9 protein-coding genes are annotated in these 20,144 nt (G+C 69.9%); 7 read left to right on the top strand and 2 right to left on the bottom strand.

Annotated features, from left to right (window positions below; genetic code table 11):
* Nucleotides 1-164: 164 nt before the first annotated feature.
* The 4 genes from OG257_RS03395 to OG257_RS03380 all read left to right on the top strand — a co-directional run bounded on the left by OG257_RS03395 (nt 165) and on the right by OG257_RS03380 (nt 9,927).
* Nucleotides 165-3,875, top strand: a complete 3,711-nt coding sequence (locus OG257_RS03395; RefSeq protein ID WP_329204587.1) for a S8 family serine peptidase — start codon at nt 165-167, stop codon at nt 3,873-3,875.
* Nucleotides 3,876-4,174: 299 nt separating this feature from the next.
* Complete coding sequence (locus OG257_RS03390) at nt 4,175-7,987, top strand: S8 family peptidase (RefSeq protein WP_329204586.1); 3,813 nt, start codon at nt 4,175-4,177, stop codon at nt 7,985-7,987.
* Nucleotides 7,988-8,308: 321 nt separating this feature from the next.
* Nucleotides 8,309-9,178 carry an AraC family transcriptional regulator gene (locus OG257_RS03385; protein ID WP_329204584.1) on the top strand — a complete coding sequence of 290 codons (870 nt, stop codon included), beginning with the start codon at nt 8,309-8,311 and terminating at the stop codon, nt 9,176-9,178.
* Between the two features lie 362 nt (nt 9,179-9,540).
* Nucleotides 9,541-9,927 (top strand): DUF6281 family protein, encoded by a 387-nt coding sequence (locus OG257_RS03380; protein ID WP_329204583.1) that lies wholly within the window; start codon nt 9,541-9,543, stop codon nt 9,925-9,927.
* 119 nt (nt 9,928-10,046) lie between these two features.
* Here OG257_RS03380 and OG257_RS03375 read toward each other — a convergent pair whose 3' ends face one another.
* A complete protein-coding gene (locus OG257_RS03375; protein ID WP_329204582.1) occupies nt 10,047-11,057 on the bottom strand; it encodes a LuxR C-terminal-related transcriptional regulator in 1,011 nt (336 codons plus the stop codon).
* Nucleotides 11,058-11,281: 224 nt separating this feature from the next.
* Between OG257_RS03375 and OG257_RS03370 the strand changes: the two genes are divergently transcribed.
* The 3 genes from OG257_RS03370 to OG257_RS03360 all read left to right on the top strand — a co-directional run bounded on the left by OG257_RS03370 (nt 11,282) and on the right by OG257_RS03360 (nt 18,869).
* Complete coding sequence (locus tag OG257_RS03370; protein WP_329204581.1) at nt 11,282-11,614, top strand: sulfurtransferase TusA family protein; 333 nt, start codon at nt 11,282-11,284, stop codon at nt 11,612-11,614.
* Nucleotides 11,611-14,928 (top strand): S8 family peptidase, encoded by a 3,318-nt coding sequence (locus tag OG257_RS03365; protein WP_329204580.1) that lies wholly within the window; start codon nt 11,611-11,613, stop codon nt 14,926-14,928. The genes OG257_RS03370 and OG257_RS03365 overlap by 4 nt, the downstream gene beginning before the upstream one ends.
* A 221-nt stretch (nt 14,929-15,149) precedes the next feature.
* Nucleotides 15,150-18,869: a S8 family serine peptidase gene (locus tag OG257_RS03360; protein ID WP_329204578.1), complete on the top strand. Its 3,720-nt coding sequence runs from the start codon at nt 15,150-15,152 to the stop codon at nt 18,867-18,869.
* A 405-nt stretch (nt 18,870-19,274) separates the two neighbouring features.
* On the opposite strand, the gene OG257_RS03355 is transcribed toward OG257_RS03360, so the two are convergent.
* Nucleotides 19,275-20,114, bottom strand: a complete 840-nt coding sequence (locus OG257_RS03355; protein WP_329204576.1) for a hypothetical protein — start codon at nt 20,112-20,114, stop codon at nt 19,275-19,277.
* Nucleotides 20,115-20,144: the final 30 nt, after the last annotated feature.

The following is a 20,144-nucleotide window of genomic DNA, read 5'->3' as shown; positions in this document are numbered from 1 at the left end:
CGCCACGTGCGTGCGTGCGCACGGCGAACCGCACCGCGCATTCGCCTGCATGGCCTCGCCCGGCCCACAGGCGTGAGCGATTCGCTTCCCGACGACCGTCCGAGGCCGTGCCCCGCTGGGGTGCGCGGCCCCGGCCACTCTTTCCTACAGGAGACATCACTGCCATGCACCGACCCATACTCAGAGCATCGACAGCCGTCGCGCTCGCCGCGCTGATAGGCGCCACGGCGCCCGCCGCCCTCGGCGCCGACTCTGCGCGGGAACCACGGGTGAGCGCCCTGAGCCCCTCGACGTCGGCGGCCATCCACACCGTCCGTCTCATCACCGGCGACACCGTCGTCGTCACCGGCACCGGCGCCGAACAGAACGTGTCCTTCAAGCCCGACGCGGACAGCCCCGAGGGCATCGCGCGCATCGAGCAGACCGGCACGCAGATCACCGTGGTTCCGGACGAGGTGCGTGCGCTCCTCGACGCCGGAACCCTGGACCCCCGCCTGTTCGACATCGACGCGCTGATCGCGCAGGGCTACTCCGACGGCGCCGAACTGCCGCTGATCGTCCGGGGCACCAAGGCGGACGTGCCGCTCCCGCAGGGTGCCGAGAAGGTGCGCAAGCTGCGCGGGCTGAAGTCGGCCGCGACGCATGTCGATGCGGGCCGCACCAGCGTGTTCTGGTCCGGGCTGCGGTCGAAGCAGAAGGGCGCCTCGGCCAGGAAGCTCGCCGCCGGCGTCGAGAAGGTCTGGCTGGACGGCAAGGTGAAGGCCACCCTGGCCGACAGCGTGCCGCAGATCGGCGCCCCCCAGGCCTGGGCGGCAGGCAAGGACGGCCGCGGGGTCAAGGTCGCGGTGCTGGACACCGGTGTGGACCAGACCCACCCCGACCTGGTCGGACGGGTCGGCGAAGCCCGCAACTTCACCGACGCCGAGGACGCGGTCGACCACCACGGCCACGGCACGCACGTCGCGTCCACGGTCGGGGGCTCGGGAGCCGCATCCGAGGGGAAGAACAAGGGCGTCGCGCCGGGCGCGGAGCTGCTCGTCGGAAAGGTCCTGAACGACAAGGGGTCGGGCACCGACTCGTGGGTCCTCGCCGGGATGGAGTGGGCCGCGCACAGCGGCGCCAAGGTCGTCAGTATGAGCCTGGGCTCCAGTGAGGTCTCCGACGGCACCGATCCGCTCAGCGCCGCCGTCGACGAGCTCACCGCGGAGACCGGCACGCTGTTCGTGATCGCGGCCGGCAACACCGGCCCCGACCAGACCACGATCGGATCGCCGGGCGCCGCCGACGCGGCGCTGACCGTCGCCGCCGTCGACAAGCAGGACAAGCTCGCCCCGTTCTCCAGCAGGGGCCCGCGCTTCGGGGACAACGCGCTCAAGCCCGACATTGCGGCGCCCGGAGTCGACATCGTGGCGGCCCGGGCGTCCGGGACCGCGATGGGCGCGCCCGTCAGCGAGTCGTACACCAAGGCAAGCGGTACGTCGATGGCCACCCCGCACGTGGCCGGAGCCGCCGCCATCCTCGCCCAGGCTCACCCCGAGTGGAGTGCCGCCGACCTCAAGGGCGCGCTGATGTCGAGCGCGAAGACACTGGCGGGCGGCGCCTTCGCCGAGGGCTCGGGGCGCGTCGACGTCCCGGCCGCTCTGGACCAGACGGTCTGGGCCACCAACGCGTCCTTCGGCACCGTCGCCGCCCATGACTCCGCGGCCCCGATCACCCGCAAGGTCACCTTCCACAACACCGCCGACCACGAGGTGACCCTCTCGCTGGCGTCGGACCTCACCCTCGACTCGGGCTCGGGCGCCGTGGACGCCGGCGCGCTGACCCTGGCGGCCAAGACCGTGACCGTTCCCGCAGGCGGCAGCGCCGACGTGGACGTCACCATGACGCCCGACCTCGCCACCGCCTACGGCACGTACACCGGGACCATCACGGCGACGGGGGAGGGCGTCACCGCGCACGCCACCGTGGCACTGAACCGCGAACAGCCCACGGTCAAGCTGACGTTCACAGCGCTGATGCCCGACGGAACCCCCGCGACCAGCGCCAGCGTCGTCACCCTTCGCGATCTCACCGACTCCGGCCCGCCGGCCTTCATCCGGGTGGGAGCTGACGGTGTGGCCACCGCCCACGTCAAGCCGGGGCGATACACGGTCTTCGGCCACCTCCGTAAGGACAGCGACTTCGTCACCTTCGGGATTCCCGACATCGAGGTGGGCGACCAGGACGTCGCCGTCTCCGCCGACGGCCGCAAAGCCCAACCCATCAAGGCGGAGACACCCCAGCGCAGCGAACTGCGCAGCCTGATCCTGTCGGTGGGCCGCCGGTCCGACGAGCAGTCCACCGGCGCCTCCTCCACCTTCGTGCTCGGCCGCGCCGGTGGCCACCAGTGGGCCCTGCCGAGCGCGAAGCCCAAGGACGGCACCTTCGGGACGAACGTCAACTGGATCCTGCAGAGCCCCCCGATCATCGCCAAGGCGCAGCTGCGCGACGACGTGGACCTGCAGGCAGAGTCGTTCAGCTTCTCCGGCCGCTTCGACGGCAAGCGCCGCCTGACCGTCGCCGACGTCGGCACCGGATCGGCCGCCGAGCTCGCGGCCGTCGACGTCAAGGGCAAGCTGGCCATGGTGCGGCGGACCGCGGACGTGTACACGGTCCTGCCCCGCCTGGTCGAGGCGGGCGCCGCCGCGATCATGGTGGTCAACTCGGCCGACGAACGCCTCCCTGGTTCGATCCCCGCCACGGTGCCCGTCTTCGGCGTCCCGAAGAGCCGGGGCGACCTGCTGGCCCAGGCCCTCACCCGGGGGCCGGTCCGTGTCCAGCTCACCGTCGAGAAGAACCCGTCGTACCTCTACGGTCTGGTGCGCGGTGAGGACGACGGCATCGCCGCCGACCAGACCTTCGATCCCGACCGGAGCACGTTCGCCGACATCGCGGTCAAGACCTACTCGCCGGGAGCCAACCCCGACGACATCCGCAACAACCAGGACGGCTGGCTCGGCTACAGCACCGTCGCGCAGCGCGGTGCGGGGTCGTTCGCCGACATGGCGTTCGGCACGACGCAGCACGTGTACGTGAACGCCGAGGACGCCAAGTGGCAGCGCGTCGTCGTGCCGGGCAACGGCGCCTCCATGGTCTCCATGCTGCGGCCGTACACACCGGGCAAGGTGGTTTCGGAGGAGTGGTTCAAGCCGGTGCAGCGCCCGACGTCGCCCGTCGACGTCTACGCCCCCGGGACCGGTATGACGCCGTCGCGGAACAGTGAGGAGATGGTCGTCCAGATCCCCGTGTGGGCTTCGCCGGACGGGCACTTCTACGAGGGCAGCTCCATGGCAGAGGGTGATGTGGACGAGTTCCGCGTCTACCGCGACGGTGCACTGCTCGGCACCGCGCCCTACCCGTTCGCGGCGATCACCGGACTGCCGGCGCAGAAGTCCCGGTACCGCTTCGAGCTCGACGCGAAGCGGACCCAGGCGTGGTGGCAGACCAGCACGGAGACGCACACCGCGTGGACCTTCGACTCCGCGCAACCGGAGGGCGTCGACTGGCACACGCTTCCGCTGCTCCACGCCGACTACGACCTCCGGGGAGTGGCGCTCGACAGTTCGATCAAGCCGCTGGCGGCACACAAGCTCACGGTCTCCTTCCGCGGCGCCGACGGTTCGCGGTCGCCGCTCAGGTCCGCGTCGGTCGAGGTCTCGTACGACGGTGGGAAGACCTGGCACCGCGCGGCCTCGCAGACGACCTCACGGGCGGCGACGGTGCAGCTGAGGGCTCAGAAGGGGGCCACTTCCGTCTCCCTCCGCGTGAAGGGGGAGAACGCCGCGGGCAGTCGCATCGAGCAGACCGTGATCAACGCGGTGCGCGTCGCGAAGTGACGTGAACAGAACGCCGAAGCCGGCCGGCGGGAACGCCCGGCCGTGAACGGGGCCGGACTCACGGTGAAGTACACCGGAGTCCGGCCCTCGTGCGTGAACTCGCCTGATCCGCGCACATGTTGGTGCTGTACGACCCTCCCGTGACGCATAGGTGCCGGTGTCACCTATGCGCCGCGCCTTGACCTTCTGCGGGCCCGATCACCGCCGGTAGCGTCTCGGACACACGCAATGGAACCAAGCCGTGGCCGACCGGCCGCGGCGCGATCCGGCGCGATCCGAGCCTGATCCAGGAGGAGCCCATGAAGCGCCCCCAGGGGAGAACGAGAAACCGGCTGCTGGCCACCGGTCTTGCTCTCGCAGTCGGTGTCACCCTCCCTGCCGTGACCGGAGCCCAGGCGACACCGTCGCCCACGGGTCTGGTCGCACCCGCTGCGGGAGCAGCGAAGCCGTCCACGGTCACCCTCATCACCGGGGACCGGGTGACGGTCGACGTCGACGCCGGCGGCCGTCAGTCCGTCGCGGCGACGGCGGCCGACGGCAAGGCCAAGACCTTCCAGACAATGACGGACCCTCAGGGGAACCTCTTCGTCTACCCCGACGACGCGGTCGAAGGCATCGCCTCGGGTGCGCTGGACCAGCGTCTGTTCAACGTCACGCAACTGATCAAGGACGGCTACGCGGACGGTCGGGCGGACACCCTGCCGGTCATCGTCGCCTACCAGGACAAGCCGACCGCCGCGACGCTGAAGAAGCGGGCCGACGCCCTGCCCGGCGCCGAGCGCGGCGCCGTCCTGGACCGGCTCGACATGACCGGTGTGGCGGTCGCCAAGAGTGGCGCCAACTCCTTCTGGCAGAAGGTGAAGCCGGTCAGCAAGGCGCCGCACAAGGGCACCCCGGTCACCGCGCCGGGCAGCGCGGGCGTGGCGAAGGTCTGGTACGACGCGAAGGCGAAGGCCACCCTGGACCGGAGCGTTCCGCAGATCGGCGCCCCCGAGGCATGGGCGGCCGGGTACGACGGCAAGGGCGCCAAGGTCGCCGTCCTGGACACGGGCATCGACCTCACCAACGCCGACGTCAAGGACCGGCTGACCGCGACGGCCAGCTTCGTCCCCGGACTGCCGGTGGACGACGGGCAGGGCCACGGTACCCACGTCGCCTCCACCATCGTCGGCAGCGGGGCCAACTCCGAGGGCCGGCTCAAGGGCGTCGCTCCCGGCGCCGACCTCCTCGTCGGCAAGGTCCTCGACAACGGGGGCAGCGGTCAGTTCAGCTGGATCATGGCGGGCATGGAGTGGGCCGCGGCCCAGGGCGCCGACGTGATCAGCATGAGCCTCGGCGGAGCGACGACAGCGCCGGACGACGCCATGACCGAGGCGGTCGACCGCCTGAGCGCCTCGACCGGCACACTCTTCGTCATCGCGGCCGGAAACGCCGGCCCCGGCGAGACCACCATCGGCACCCCCGGCACCGCGGACTCGGCCCTGACCGTGGGCGCCGTCGACAAGTCCGACGTCCTCGCGAGTTTCTCCAGCCGGGGCCCCCGCGTCGGGGACAGCGCCATCAAGCCGGAAATCACCGCTCCGGGAGTGGGCATCGTGGCCGCCCGCGCCGCGGGCACCACCATGGGCACCCCGGTCAACCAGTACTACACGTCGGCCAGCGGCACCTCGATGGCCACCCCGCACGTCGCCGGCGCCGCCGCGATCCTCGCCCAGCGCCACCCCGACTGGAGCGGGCAGCGGATCAAGGACGCGCTCACCGCGCACTCCAGGACCGCGACCGGTCCGACGGTGTACCAGCAGGGCAACGGCCGCGTCGACATACCCGCGGCCCTCGACCCCCAGCTGGAGATGTCCGGCACGGCGGACTTCGGCCTCGTCGAGTGGCAGGAGTCGGGCTACGAGAAGGAGACCCGCAAGGTCACCCTCACCAACCCGACCTCCGCAGACACCACGGTGACACTCCGCGCCGAGACGGGCAGCACGCTGCCCGCCGGAGCCCTGACGGTCACCTCGGAGCCGGTCACCGTCCCGGCCGGCGGCTCCACCGAGGTGGCGGTCGTCCTCGACCCGAACGTCGTCCCGATCGGTCAGTACAGCGGCCACCTCACGGCGACCACCGCGAGCGGTGCGAGCGCGCACACGGCCATCGGCTTCATCAAGGAGGCGGAGCGCCACGGCCTCACGCTGAACTTCAAGGACCGCAAGGGCAAGCCGGCGATCCTGGCCTCCTTCCTCGTGCTGGGGCTGGACAACGGCTACTTCACCAGCACGTCGGCCGCCGGTGGAAGCAAGGAGCTCCGCCTGCCCGCAGGGAAGTACTCGGTCACCGGTCGTCTGGAGACCGCCGGGACCGGCAACGCGACCGAGAGCTACGCCACCGACCTCTTCGCCCAGCCGGAGATCGACCTCACGGACGGCGACGTCGCCGTGACCGTCGACGGCACGAAGGCCACGGACTTCGACGTGCGGCTGCCCGACGAGAGCAGGGCGCTGGAACGCTCGGACTTCTCGTTCCAGACCGCCCGGTTCACCGAGAACCGCGCCCTGCACGTCGTGTCCGGCATAGCCGGCCTGCTCAACTGGTCCGACGAGCGCTACGGTGCGATTCCCGCCGCCGAACCCACCACCGGCGAGCTGTGGACGTCCGTCCACTACTCCAAGCGTGAACCGCTCATCCGGGCCACCGTGACGCGGCCCGAGACGAAGGCGCTGACGGCCAAGACGTCCAGCTACCTCCAGCGTTTCGAAGGCACGCGGAAGTACGACGTCGTGGACGCAGGCAGCGGTTCGGCGGCCGACCTCGCCGCGACCGACGTCCGCGGCAAGGCCGCTCTGGTGCACCTCGACCGCACCACCGGGAACGCGGGCACGATACTGCGGGCGGTCGAAGCGGCGGGTGCCGAGGCCATCGTCGTCGCACCGAACGACGACTCGCCGCAGATGTTCGTCGTCACCGGAGTCACCGTGCCCTACCTCGCCACGACGTACCGGGAGGGCCGGGACCTGGCCACCGCTGTCGCGAACTCGGCGCGCACCAGCATCACTCTGGAGGGAGTGAAGGAGTCGCGCTACGCCTACTCGGGCGAGTGGGACTTCAACGAGGGCATTCCCGCGAACATGCGCATGACCGTCCGGGCGAACAAGTTCGCCAAGGTCGTGAACGCCTTCCACACGGACGGTGAGGCGCGTGTCGGCTACCACGTGCTGCACTCCTGGGGTCCGTTCCCCATGACCTCGTTCCGTTCGAGTCAGTTCCTGCAGCAGGGAGAAGTCAGGGACGACTACATCCTGGCCGCCGAGGGCGCCACGTACAGGCAGGGGGTGACTGCCGGCACCACCTATGGTGCCGAGATGGCGGAGACGGTCAAGAGCTACCGACCGGGCGCGACGCACCGGAGCGACTGGTTCGGCCCGGCCATGCACACCGCCAACACCACCGACTTCGCCTGCAGCTTCTGCCGCACGGACGTCGGAACGGTGTTCCAGCCGCAGCTGGGCGGGGACGGGCAGAGCGACCACTTCCTCAAGGGGGGCCGCGCACGGGCATGGACGTACTACCGCGACGGTGAGCCGGTCCCGGCGGGCGGCGCGATCATGGTCCCGGAGAAGGCCGCCTACCGGTTCGTGGACGACTCGGTCAGGTCCAAGGACTACGCCGGCGTGACACTCGGGTCGAAGATCCACACCGAGTACACCTTCGGATCGGCCGCCCCGACCGCCATGTCCGTCAAGGACTGCAAGGTCACCGTGCCCAAGGCGACCATGTGCGAGGCACTGCCCGTCGTGCTGCTCGACTACGCCATGAAGGCCGACATCCTCAACAAGGTGGACGCGGATCAGGACTACACGCTGACCGTCGACGCGTCGCGGGCCAAGGGCTTCACCGGGTCCACCGACATGGCCGGCGCGAAAGTGGCCGTCAGCTACGACGGCGGCGCCACCTGGCAGCGGGTGCCGGTCAGCCGTAAGGACGGCAACACCTTCAAGGCCACGTACGTACATCCTGAACTGGCCGCCACCGACGGCTTCGTGAGCCTGCGGACGGAGGTCTGGGACACGTCGGGGAACCGCACGGTCCAGGACATCACGAAGGCGTACGCGCTGAAGTGACCCGGCGTGCGTCGCGGCAGTCACGTGCCGCGACGCACGGTGACAGGGAGGGCCGCCGACCGCTGGTGCGGGCGACGGCCCTCTCGCGTGCCTGTGACAACCGTCGTACTGCGGCTCACCGGACAGCCCCCTCCACAACCGCCCAGCTGTGACTGAGTGCTCCAGTTGGCGGGCGGAGCGTGTTGTAGCCGTCGGAACGACTGCTGTGGCAGGAATGTGTGGGTACTGGCGCCTCGGTCCAGGCACCTGATCGGATCGGTTCGCAACGATCGGGTACGGCGGGGGTACCTGCTGCCAGGGTTGGAGTCGAAAGGAGGCCTCGTGATCTCGGCACTCAACCAGCTCGTCGATCTTGTCGAGGAGCACCTCGTCGAGGAGCTCGACGTCGACAGGTTGGCCGGAGCGCTCGGCACCACCGAGTACCACCTGCGTCGGATGTTCTCGTCGTTGGCCGGTATGCCGCTGTCGGAGTACGTGCGGCGGCGCCGCATGACCGTCGCCGCCGCCGACGTCGTCCGGGGCGAGGAGGACCTGCTGGACATCGCCGTCCGGCACGGATACGGCTCGAGTGAGGCGTTCGGACGCGCGTTCCGAGCGGTCCACGGTGTCGGCCCCGGTGACGTACGCCGTGACGGAGGCCCCTTGCGCACGCAACCGCAGCTCAGGTTCCGCCTGACCGTCGAAGGGATTCTCCCCATGGACACCCGCCTCACCGACCGCCCCGCATTCAGGCTGGTAGGACACGCAGCCCGAGTTCCGCTCATTCACCGGGGCGTCAACCCGCATATCCAGGAACACATCACCGCGCTGCCCCAGGAGGAGCACGGGCGACTGAAGGCCCTCAGCGACACCGAACCCGCGGGCTTGCTGCAGGTCAGTGACGACCTCGACCCCGACGGCAGGGAGGGCAGCGAACTGACCTACCTGCACGGAGTGGCTCTCAGCCGGGACACGCCGGTCCCGGACGGGCTCGACACCATCGAGGTGCCGGCTGGAATGTGGGCGGTCTTCCGTACCAGCGGACCGCATCCGCATGCCCTGCAGACGACCTGGGCCGCGACCGCGACCGAGTGGTTCCCCTCCAACCCGTGGCGGCTACGGCCGGGGCCTTCGGTCGTCGCGGTCCTCGAGCGCGCGGACGATTTCAGCACGGCGACCTGCGAGCTGTGGCTTCCCGTCGAACCCGCGTGACGCACCGTCGACCCGTCGACCATAGGGTCCGCTGAGCGGTTCCGCTGGGCCGAGTTGCACATCAGCGGGCGCTTCGCGTGCCTGCTCGGATTCGCCGCCCCGCCGGTGTACCAGGAGCAGCGGCTGCCACCGCTCGGCTGACCTGAGTGCGATCCTTGCCGCCTGCCCCAGGCTGCACGAGCACATCTCGGGTCGAAAGAACGCGTGGCAAGGGAACCTGATCCGAATTGCCGACGTCGAATTTCGGAACACGAAGGCCTCACCATGGGCACGGTCTCATTCCCGTGCTGAGCGATGGCGAGGCCATGTGGCAAGGAGGAGGAACTCCTCCTCTTTGCAGCATCTACTGAGGGGGGACACGCATGAGCTGGACCGAGCGATCCGCCGGCTTGCTGGTGGCGGCGGCCATGGTGATGTCAGTAGCCGCGTGCACGGCCGACAGCGGTGGCGGTGGGGCCTCCTGCGTCAATCGGTACACCTACCAGGACAGTTCGTATCGAGACGTGGCGAACGTTGAATTCACACCCGGGAAGAAGCTCGGCGTCGCCACCAAACCACCCTGCGAAGACACCGGCGGCCAGGACAAGAGCGAGGAGCCGGATACGACGGAGACGGCCTACGAAGTGGACGGCATCTCTCCCAAGGTTGCCATCGCCATCGGGGACACACCGAAGACAGCCACGTTCTTCTCCGTCTACTCCGGCTCAGAGCTCCCGCCCGAGGTGCAGAGACTGATCGACGGCTCCTGATCTGAAACGCGGGGCTCGGTGTGGTTCCAAAGCTGACGCCACACCGAACCCCGCGCGCCAGAACGGGCGGCCATGTAAGGGACGTTCAACAGGCGATTGATCACGATTCGATACATGCCCTAATGGGTGAGCCACCCGCCGCGCGCCGCGTGCCAGGCGAGCTGCGCGCGGTTTCCCACGCCCGCCCGCTCCATCAGCCGGGTCAGGCGCCGCTGCACGGTACGCACGCTCGTGCTGAGCTGGCGGGCGATCGCCGCGTCCGTGAGCCCGGCGAAGAGCAGCCCGAGCAGTTGGATGTCGGATGCGGGCAGTCCGGCCTCCGTCACGTCCGTCTCGGCGTGCACCGGGACGAGCGGGACGCTGCGTTCCCACAGCAGCTCGAACAGCGACACCAGGCCCTCCACCAACGTGCTGCCGGAGACCACGAACCACTCGCCGGGCCGGTCGTCGCCGCCAGGGAGAAGCGCCGTCGTCCGGTCCGAGATCAGCAGCTTCAAGGGAAGTTCGTCGACGACGCGCACCTGCTCGCCCGCGGCCTGGTAGGAGGTGATGTCGGCGACGGAGTGCGGCAGGTCCAGGGCGCGCCGGTCGTAGATCGACCGGCAACGGACGTTCCGGTCGAGGGTGCCCAGGACATCGAGGGAGACACCACCGTGGATGACGAACGGCGGCCTGCTGAGCACGAGCAGCTCCTTGGCGGTGTTCGCCACGGTCTCCGCGTATCGGCGCCCGCAGCGCTCGGCGCCCTCGACCACCTCGACCGGGCCTGCCACCGCACCGGGCCGATGGCCCGACCTGTACTCGTCCATTAGCCGGGCCAGCCCACCGCGGGCCCGGTTCAGCTCCCGCTGGCGGCACTCCATGAGCCGCTCCACCGCCACTTCCGGAGCCGCGGCCACCCACCGTTCCGGCGCGCCGGCCGTCAGGGTGACCAGTTGCAGCGCAGCCAGTGCCTCGGTCCGTCGTGCCACTTCCGCGTGCGGCTCCAGCAGCGCAGCGGCGAGCTCCTCGGCGGACGCCGGGCCCGAGCGCAGCAGGTGCCGGTAGAGCTCTTCCTCGGCCACGGTCACCCCGAGGGCTACGAGTCCGACGTCTGCGGTCTCCTCGCTCCGGCGTAGTGCGCGCCGCATCTCCCACCCCAGCTTCCTGCCGTGTTTCTCCTCGGGCGGCGGACGCTAGACCACGCCCATTACCCGGGCGTTGCCATGACGAGGTGCCCGGCAGCAAGGCCGCACCCGGTGCTGAGGTGCCCCTCCGGCGGGTAATTCGCGGGTAACGACGGTTGCCTACGGTCTGGCCAACCCCGAACCGCGGGGTGTGTGCCCGCTCCCGCCCCACCGAGGATGAACTGCCCATGTGTCCTGCCTCGCCCGCCGCGTCGTCCGACGCGACAGGTCCGGATGACTCGGTCCGTGCCGTCGTGGACGCGGGCGGCGAACCGTGGTCACGGATCCTCGGTCTGCTGGAGCGGCGCCGGTGCGAGCTGCCGCTCGGCAGCGTGCTGGAACTGCACAGTGCCAACCCTCAGGTCCGCTCCTCCGTCCGTGGGTGGTGCCGGCTCACCGGTTCCACTCTGCTCTCCGAGGAGGAGACGGGCGATGTGAGTGCGTACCGCATCAAGCTGCCGGAGCCCCCCGTGCACGGCATACCGACACCGTTCCCCGTCCCGAAGCCGGAGTCCCCATGAAGCCCCTCGCTCGCGCCAGACTCGTGGCGGCGGTCACCGTCGCCGCCCTGTGCTCGCCCGCCGTTCTGCCTACGGCTACCGCCACGCCCGCCCCGGAGCCGACCGCCGCCGCGTTCGGCGCGTCCGTGAGCCACACGGTCACGCTGATCACGGGTGACCGGGTGACGGTCACCACCACACCGGACGGCCGGAAGTCGTACAGCGCGGTGCCCGCGGCGGATTCCGCCCCGGGCACGGTTCTGGCCCGTACGGACATCGACGGCGACGCGTACTTCTACCCGAGCGATGTGATCGGCAAGGTCGGTTCCCTCCTGGACCCGCAGCTGTTCAATGTCGACGGGCTGGTCCGCGACGGCTACGACGACTCCCGTGTCGACGCGCTCCCGCTGATCGTGCGGCGCACCGGCGCCGACCGTCCGGAAGCGCTCGAGAGCGACGGACTGATGCCCGCCAAGCGGGACTTCCACGCGCTCAGGGCGAGCACGGCGGTCCTCGACAAGGACGACGCGGCCGAGGTCGGCGACGCCCTGGACAGCAAGGACGCGCTGGACGGCGTCAAGAGCATCTGGCTCGACGGCAAGGTGCACGCCGACGCGCTGGACCGCAACCTCACCCAGATCGGCGCCGACAGCGCCTGGCAGGCCGGCCGCACGGGCAAGGGTGTCAAGGTCGCCGTGCTGGACACCGGCGCCGACCAGACCCACCCCGACCTCGCGGGGCGGATCAGCGAGGCCAAGGACTTCTCGGGCAGCGGCAGCACGCTCGACAAGCAGGGCCATGGCACCCATGTCGCGGCGACCGTGGCCGGCAGCGGCGCAGGAGCGACGGGCATACGCTCCGGCGTCGCACCGGACGCCGACCTGATCGTCGGCAAGGTCCTGGGCGACGACGGGTCCGGTTCGGACTCGTCCGTCATCGCCGGCATGGAGTGGGCCGTCGCGCAGGGCGCCAAGGTCGTCAACATGTCGCTGGGCAGCGGCCCGACGAACGGCCAGGACCCGGTCACCCAGTCGCTCGAAGCGCTGGCCACCTCGTCCGGCACCCTGTTCGTGGTCTCGGCGGGCAACAACGGTCCCAACATCAGCACCGTGTCGGCCCCGTCGATCGCCCCGCACGCCCTGTCGGTCGCCGCGGTGGACTTCGCGGGCGGAACCGCCTCGTTCTCCAGCCGCGGACCGTCGTTCAACGGAACGGTCAAGCCCGAGATAGCCGCCCCCGGCGTCAACGTCGTCGCGGCACGCGCCACGGGCACGAACCTCGGCACCGTCCAGACCGACCCCGCGTACACCGCACTCTCCGGCACGTCGATGGCAGCCCCGCACATCACGGGCGCCGCGGCCCTGCTCGCGCAGGAGCACCCCGACTGGACCCCGGACCAGATCAAGCACACCCTGATGGGCACCACGACGGCTCCGCAGAGCGGTCAGTCGCTGTACGACGTCGGCACCGGCGTGGTGAACCTTCCCGCCGCCCTCAAGCAGACCGTCGTGGCCGACACCGGCGCCGTCGACTTCGGGCACCTGGACGTCACCGACGACACCGCGACCCGTACCGTGAAGCTCACCAACAAGGGCAGCGATGCCGTCACCCTGAACCTCACGGGAACGCTGGCCGCGGCCGGTTCGCCTCCGCCGGACGGCATGCTGAAGCTGTCCGCCTCCTCCGTGACGGTGGGCGCCGGTGAGACGGCCGACGTCACCCTGACCGTCGACGCCACGGGCACTCCGACCGGTACGTACAGCGGCGCGCTGACGGCGCTCCCCGACGGCGGTGGCCAGGCGCTGCGCATCCCGCTGCTCCTGGACCGGGCACAGTCCGTCAAGGTCACCACGCTCGACCGTGCGGGAAAGCCCGCACCCGCGCAGATCTCCCTGCTCAACGCGGAGAGCGGCGCCTCGCTGAACGCGGAGGTCCGCGCCGAGGGAACCCGTGACCTGCGGGTCCCCGAGGGCACCTACATGGGCCTGGCCATGATCCGCATGACCATCGACGGCATCCAGCAGATCGCAATCGTCAGCGCCGACCTCAAGGCCGGTACGAACGAGATCGTCTTCGACGCTCGCAGGGCCCGTCGCTGGACCGCCTCGGTCGAAGGCAAGGACACCCGCCCCGAGTTCATGATGGGCAACCTGTCCCGCACCACCGACGACGGCCAGTACGGCATCCGTCACAGCATGCTGGCCGGCGGCGCCTACGGGGCCTTCCCCAAGGACGCCCTCTGGATCACTCCGACCACCGAGGCCCACCTCGGCAAGGTCGCGTTCAACGAGCGCTGGCGCCTCGCGGACGCGGACAGCGACCCCACCGTGGGCGACACGTCCGTGCTCTACGACGCGGCCTACGCCCGGACCGAGGTCGCTGACAACCCCGAGCGCCGACTGACCCGCAGCGAGATCGAGAAGTTCGCCAAGGTCCGCACGACGTACCGCGGGATGAACGAGAAGCTCCGCTACCAGGAGGGAAGCACGGTCTACGGGACCGGGCTGAACGGTCTCAACACCTCCTCGCCGTCCTACCTGACCGTCCCGCGCGAGCGCACGGAGTACATCCAGGCCGAGGACAGGACGTGGCTGCGGTTCAGCTACCGCAGCCAGGGCGGCGTGGAGATGAACTACGCGCCGGTCTACTGCACGTACAAGCCGGGAACCTCCACGAAGGACACCTGGTTCGGCGGACCGCTCTCGGTGCGTGCCACGGGCCAGACAGCGGGTGCCCGCCTCCAGCTGAAGGTGGACGACGCCGTCAACCCGAAGGGGTTCGCCCCGCAGCTCGGCGACTTCAACGTCCCCCAGCGTACCCAGTCCACGAGTCAGCTCTACCGCAACGGCGCGCTGGTCGCCGACCGCGGCTCGCTGATCGACAAGACGTTCGCGGACGCCGACAAGGCATCGTACGAACTCCGTCGCACCTACACCTCCGCCGGGATCTTCCCGATGGGCGGCGAGGCCACCTCCAAGTGGACCTTCACCGCAGGCGGCACGGGTGAGACAGCGACACCGGTCAACCTCCTCAACGTGTCGTTCGACGCGCCGCTGAACAACCTGAACCAGGCACGCGCCGGCCTCCCGTTGCTGGTCAAGGCCGATGTCACCGGTGCGGTCGACGGCCTGCGCAAGGTCCGCGCCTGGGTCACCTCCGACAACGGCGCGACCTGGCAGCAGGTCGTGATCCTCGGCTATGACGGTGAGTACCGGTTCCTCGCACCGCACACGGCGCTGAAGCCGGGTGGCTTCCTGGGCGTCCGCGTGACGGCCGAGGACAAGCACGGCAACACCGTGGATTCCGCCCTTCCCCGGGCGATCCCCGTCAGCTGACCTACGCGGCATGACATGACGGTGCCACCGCCCCCGGAGGGGTGGTGGCGCCGTCGGTTCTGGAATCGCCGTGGATGAATTCCGTTGCAGGTGAGTCCTGTTGAGTGCATTGGCGTGCTCGTGACAGTGACGTGCATGCGCCACGGATTCACCTATGCGCGGCGGGTGACGGTTGGAAGAGTTGCGTACCTGCCCACCCGATGCGAAGGAGCTTCCTCGAAATGCGCAGACCCTTCAGACAGGGATCCCTGCCGGCCGTGGCGGTGCTGACGGCTCTGTTGGCCGCAGGCCTCGCCTCTCCGGCAGGTGCTTCCTCGGACGATGTTCCGGCCGTGTCCGTCCTCAAGCCCTCGGCGGTGGCGAGCTCCGCCCATACGGTGCGACTGGTGACCGGGGACCGGGTCGTGGTGACCGGCAGCGGGGTCGACCGCCAGGTGTCGTTCGCCCCCGACTCCGACAGCCCGACCGGGACCGCGTCGATCCTCCAGCACGGCAAGGACATCACTGTCGTCCCGGAGGAAGCCCGGCCACTGCTGGACTCCGGCGTGCTGGACCCGCGGCTCTTCGAGGTCGGCGCGCTGATCGAGCAGGGGTACGCCGACGGCCGGGATCTGCCTCTGATCGTGCAGAACTCCATTGCGTCGGCGAAGTCACCGGCCAACTCCAGGCAGGTGCGGCGGTTGCCGGCCATCAAGGCCACGGCCGCAGCGGTCGATCCGGAGCAGGCGCAGAAGTTCTGGGCAGGGCTGCGCGACAAGCAGGACGGTGCCACGGCGAAGCGACTGGCCGACGGCGTGCGGAAGGTGTGGCTCGACGGCAAGGTCACCCCAACCCTCGACAGGAGTGTGCCGCAGATCGGGGCCCCCACCGCGTGGGCGGCCGGATACGACGGCTCGGGCACGAAGGTCGCCATCCTCGACACGGGAATCGACGCCACCCACGCCGACCTCTCGGACCGGATCGACGAAGCCCGCAACTTCTCGGACTCGGCCGACGCGGTCGACCGCCACGGACACGGCACCCACGTCGCCTCCACCATCGCCGGTTCCGGCGCGGCATCGGGCGGGAAGTACAAGGGGGTCGCTCCCGGCGCGAAGCTGCTGATCGGCAAGGTGCTCGGCGACAACGGCTCCGGGACCGAGTCCGGGGTGCTCGCAGGAATGGACTGGGCCGCGCACAGCGGCGCCGAGGTCGTCAGCATGAGCCTCGGGGCGGACACCTACACCGACGGCACCGACCCGATGAGTCAGGCCGTCAACACCCTGACGAAGGACACCGGCACCCTCTTCGTCATCGCCGCGGGCAACACGGGCCCCGACGCCGGCACCGTCGGCACGCCCGGCGCCGCCGACGCGGCCCTGACCGTGGCGGCGGTCGACGACCAGGACAAGATCGCCTCGTTCTCCAGCCGGGGCCCGCGCTTCGGTGACAAGGCCATGAAGCCGGACATCGCCGCCCCGGGCGTGAACATCGTCGCCGCCCGCGCAGCAGGCACCGCCATGGGCGCCCCGGCCGAAGCCGGCTACACGTCCGCCAGCGGTACGTCGATGGCCACCCCGCACGTCTCGGGCGCCGCCGCGATCCTCGCGCAGGAGCACCCGGACTGGGACGCCGCCGACCTCAAGGGCGCCCTCATGTCCAGCGCGAGGACCAGCGGCAACGGAGGCTTCCTGGAGGGCTCCGGCCGGGTCGACCTGGCCACCGCGATCCACGCCGGTGTCTGGGCCACCAACGCTTCCATGGGCACCTACGCACAGGGCGCCGTCTCCGAGCCGGTCACCCGGACCGTCACGTTCCACAACACCGCCGACAAGGAGATCACCCTCGCCCTGTCCGGCGCATTCTCTCTGGACGGCGGCTCGGAGGTGGCCGGGGCGCTCACCCTGGGCAGCACCGGCGTCACCCTGCCCGCAGGCGGCAGCCGGGGCGTCGAGGTCACCGTCGACCCCGACCTCGCCACCACCGGCGGCACCTACACCGGCACGATCACGGCCACCGGTGAAGGCATCACCGCGCACGCCACCGTCGCCCTGAGCCGTGACCTGCCGACCTACAAGGTCGGTCTCCAGACCCTGATGCCGGACGGCACCGCGCCCAGCAGCGCGGCCCTGTCCGTGTACGACCTTCGGAAGAACGCTCCTCCGGTACGGCTCCCGGTCGACGCAGCCGGTGTCGCCAACGCCCGTCTCAAGCCCGGCCGTTACACGATCCTCGGCCACCTGCTCAAGAGCAGCGCAAGCGTGACCTTCGTGCTGCCGGACGTCAATGTCACCGATCACGATCTGGCTTTCACCGCCGACGGCCGCAAGGCGGCCCGGGTCCTCACGAAGACACCCAAGCCCACCGAGCCGGTCGGCTCGACCGTGATGGTCGGGCGCATGTCGGCCGAGCAGAGCGTCGGCGTGCTGGCCGCGCTGTCGGGTGGACCGGGCCACCGGTACCTTCTGCCCTCGGCCGCCGCCCAGGACGGCAGGCTCACCTCCACCGCCGTCGAGAGCTTCCGGTCCCGGCCGATCTCCGCGAAGGTGCAACTGCCGACCGGCCATGTCGACCTCACCACTCAGTTTGTCGGAGGTTCCGGTCGGTTCGAGGGCGTCAGGAAGCTGACCGCAGTCGACGCGGGATTCGGAACGGCCGAGGAGCTGGCCGCGCACGACGTCACCGGGAAGCTCGCGCTGGTCCGTCTGGGCAGCGAGTCGCCTCTCACTGCCCTGACCAGGGTCGCGGACGCCGGAGCCGCAGCGGTGATGCTGGTCAACAGCTCCGACGACGTACTGACGGCCGGCGCGACCACCAAGACACCCATGTTCACCGTGCCCAGATCCGAGGGCGACCGTGTCCTGGCGGCCGTCGCACGCGGACGCGTCACGGTGCAGCTGACCGGTGAACTCACACCCTCGTACTCCTATCAAACGGTGAACAGCCACAAGGGGGCGCTGCCCGGGAGCTGGACCACCGCGCCGGCGCAGTCGGAGTTCGCCGACGTTCTCACCAAGGACTACTCACCCGCTCCGGCGGGCGCGGGCGAGCTCTACTCGCAGGGGTCCTGGTTGGGACAGAACACCGTCACCGGTGACGGCGCGGGTACGTTCGGCGAGGTGAACCTGGGCACCACGCAGCACGCCTACCTCCTCGCCGCCAACACCACGTGGTCCCGCACGGCCTACCTTTCCGGCTACCTCTCGGCACAGCCGTACTCCTCGGCCGCTGCCTCCTACAAGCCGGGCAGCCGCTCCACCCAGGAGTGGTTCAAGCCGGTTCTGCACGCGGGCACACCCGGTCCCGGCGCCGATCCGTCGGGCAGCGCGCAGCCGTACCGCAAGGGCGACTCGATGATCGTCACGATTCCGAAGTACGTCACGGGACGGTCCGACGTCTACGAGTACGGCGGCCGCAACGCCGACGGCGACGAGACCGCGTTCCGTCTCTACCGGAACGGCACCCTGCTCGGCTCCGCTCCCAACGCCTGGGTCGCGGTCAACAACCTGCCGCAGGAGGCGTCGCAGTACCGCATCGAGACGAATGCCAAGCGGAACAACAAGTGGTGGTCGGTCTCCACCGAGCAGCACACCGCCTGGAACTTCACCTCGGCCCACGTCGACGGAGATGCCAAGGCCCAACTCCCCCTCCTCCAGGCCGACTACCACCTGGAGGGTGTGGCCCTGGACTCCAGCGTCACCGCAGGGAAGTACCACCCGGTCTCGGTGGCCTTCCGCAACCCCGACGGCACCCGGGCGGCACTCACGAAGGGCACCGTCGAGGTCTCCTACGACGAGGGGACGACCTGGAAGAAGGTCCCGGCCGTGACGTACAAGGGAACGGTCACCGGAGTCCTCAAGGCCCCGAAGGGCTCCAAGGGGATCTCCCTGCGGATCCACGGGGAGAACTCCGCGGGCAGCAGCATCGACCAGACCGTGATCCACGCGGTGCACGTGCGCTGATCCGACCGGTCGACCAACAGAACGCCGGAGGCCGCGCATCCCGTGGGGGGTATGCGCGGCCTCCGGTCCGATCGCGGGAAGAAGCAGCGCCCCAGCCCGCAAGTCTGCGTAGCGGGTCGGGGGTGCGGACACGCCTGGACCCTTCCCGTGGGGAGCCGGGAAGGGGCGGCGCGCCGCCGCCGGCGCGCAGCCGGGGCAGCTGCGATCCCGTGTCCGGGGGTGGACTGCGGGGACCGCGTAGCTGACACATTGCCACCGGTCCGGCGGGCGCAACAGGGTTGTGCACGAAAGAACCGTCGGCATATGACCGGGCCGGTTCGCGTGGCCGATTACTCTCCGAGCACCGGTGGGCAAGGCCGCAGGTCAGTCCGCCGACGAGGAACGCCACCGTCGTGCGGGACTGCGTCAGTGCTGCTCGTCGGCGGAGAGAGCGGACATGAGGGTGTCGACCCGCAGGCGCAGCTCGGCGAACTCGGCTCCGGCGACGACGACGGACAGTACGTCGCTGCCGACGGAGTTGGCCAGTCGGATCTCCAGCGAGGCCGTGGACCCGATCAGAGGGTACGTGAACCAGCCGTCCGGGTCCTCGTCATCTGTTGTCTCCAGACCGGCTGCCACCGTGTCCCAGTCGGTCTCGTCGAATTCACTGTCGACGTATCGGGCCAGCAAGCCCGTGAACGTGGCCAGGTTCCGCCGCCATATCCATCCGCCGATGTCGTGCAGCCTGGGGTCCGTTGCCTCGTCTGCGGGGAAGCGTGCACGGAGACCGGCACTCACGGCGTGTTTGTCGTCGGTGGCGAGGCGCAAGTGCGCCCAGAGGTCGAGTCGTCTGCACGAGCTCTCGGGGGCGTACGCCGCCCTCGGCAGATTGGGGATGCGCTCACGGCCGTTCTCGTCCGGGCGATACGGCACCGCGAATGCCGTTGTCCATCGATCGAGTTCAGGAGTGAAGCGTTCCTGTGCCGCAGTGCTGTCCATGTTCAGGTACTCGGCTATGTCCTCCCAGGAGCTCCCGCGCTCCCGCTCGTAGATCACGGAGCCGGTCAGGAGCAGATCGGCAAGCTGTGCGACGGAGTGGGCCTCACTGACACGACCCCCCGGACCGGTGTACGAGTCGTAGCGAGTGACCGCCAGGTTTCCCGCAGTGTCGGCCAAGCCGGCAGCGCGGTCGCACAGTACAAGGCGTGCCAGTGCGGACCGCGAGAATCGACTGCGGTCGTGGTCATAGGGGGTTGTCTCGGTCACGACGACAGCGTTCCACAACAGCCGCATCGG

The organism is Streptomyces sp. NBC_00683 (assembly GCF_036226745.1).
Classification (GTDB): Bacteria; Actinomycetota; Actinomycetes; order Streptomycetales; family Streptomycetaceae; genus Streptomyces.
Note: the sequence above shows the minus strand (reverse complement) of the source record. Positions and strands in the feature narration are given on the sequence as shown.

Excerpts from the sequence above, each read along its gene's own strand:
- OG257_RS03395 (WP_329204587.1), top strand. The coding sequence starts at position 165 with ATGCACCGACCCATACTCAGAGCATCGACAGCCGTCGCGCTCGCCGCG.
- OG257_RS03390 (WP_329204586.1), top strand. The coding sequence starts at position 4,175 with ATGAAGCGCCCCCAGGGGAGAACGAGAAACCGGCTGCTGGCCACCGGT.
- OG257_RS03380 (WP_329204583.1), top strand. The coding sequence starts at position 9,541 with ATGAGCTGGACCGAGCGATCCGCCGGCTTGCTGGTGGCGGCGGCCATG.
- OG257_RS03375 (WP_329204582.1), bottom strand. The coding sequence starts at position 11,057 with ATGCGGCGCGCACTACGCCGGAGCGAGGAGACCGCAGACGTCGGACTC.
- OG257_RS03370 (WP_329204581.1), top strand. The coding sequence starts at position 11,282 with ATGTGTCCTGCCTCGCCCGCCGCGTCGTCCGACGCGACAGGTCCGGAT.
- OG257_RS03365 (WP_329204580.1), top strand. The coding sequence starts at position 11,611 with ATGAAGCCCCTCGCTCGCGCCAGACTCGTGGCGGCGGTCACCGTCGCC.
- OG257_RS03360 (WP_329204578.1), top strand. The coding sequence starts at position 15,150 with ATGCGCAGACCCTTCAGACAGGGATCCCTGCCGGCCGTGGCGGTGCTG.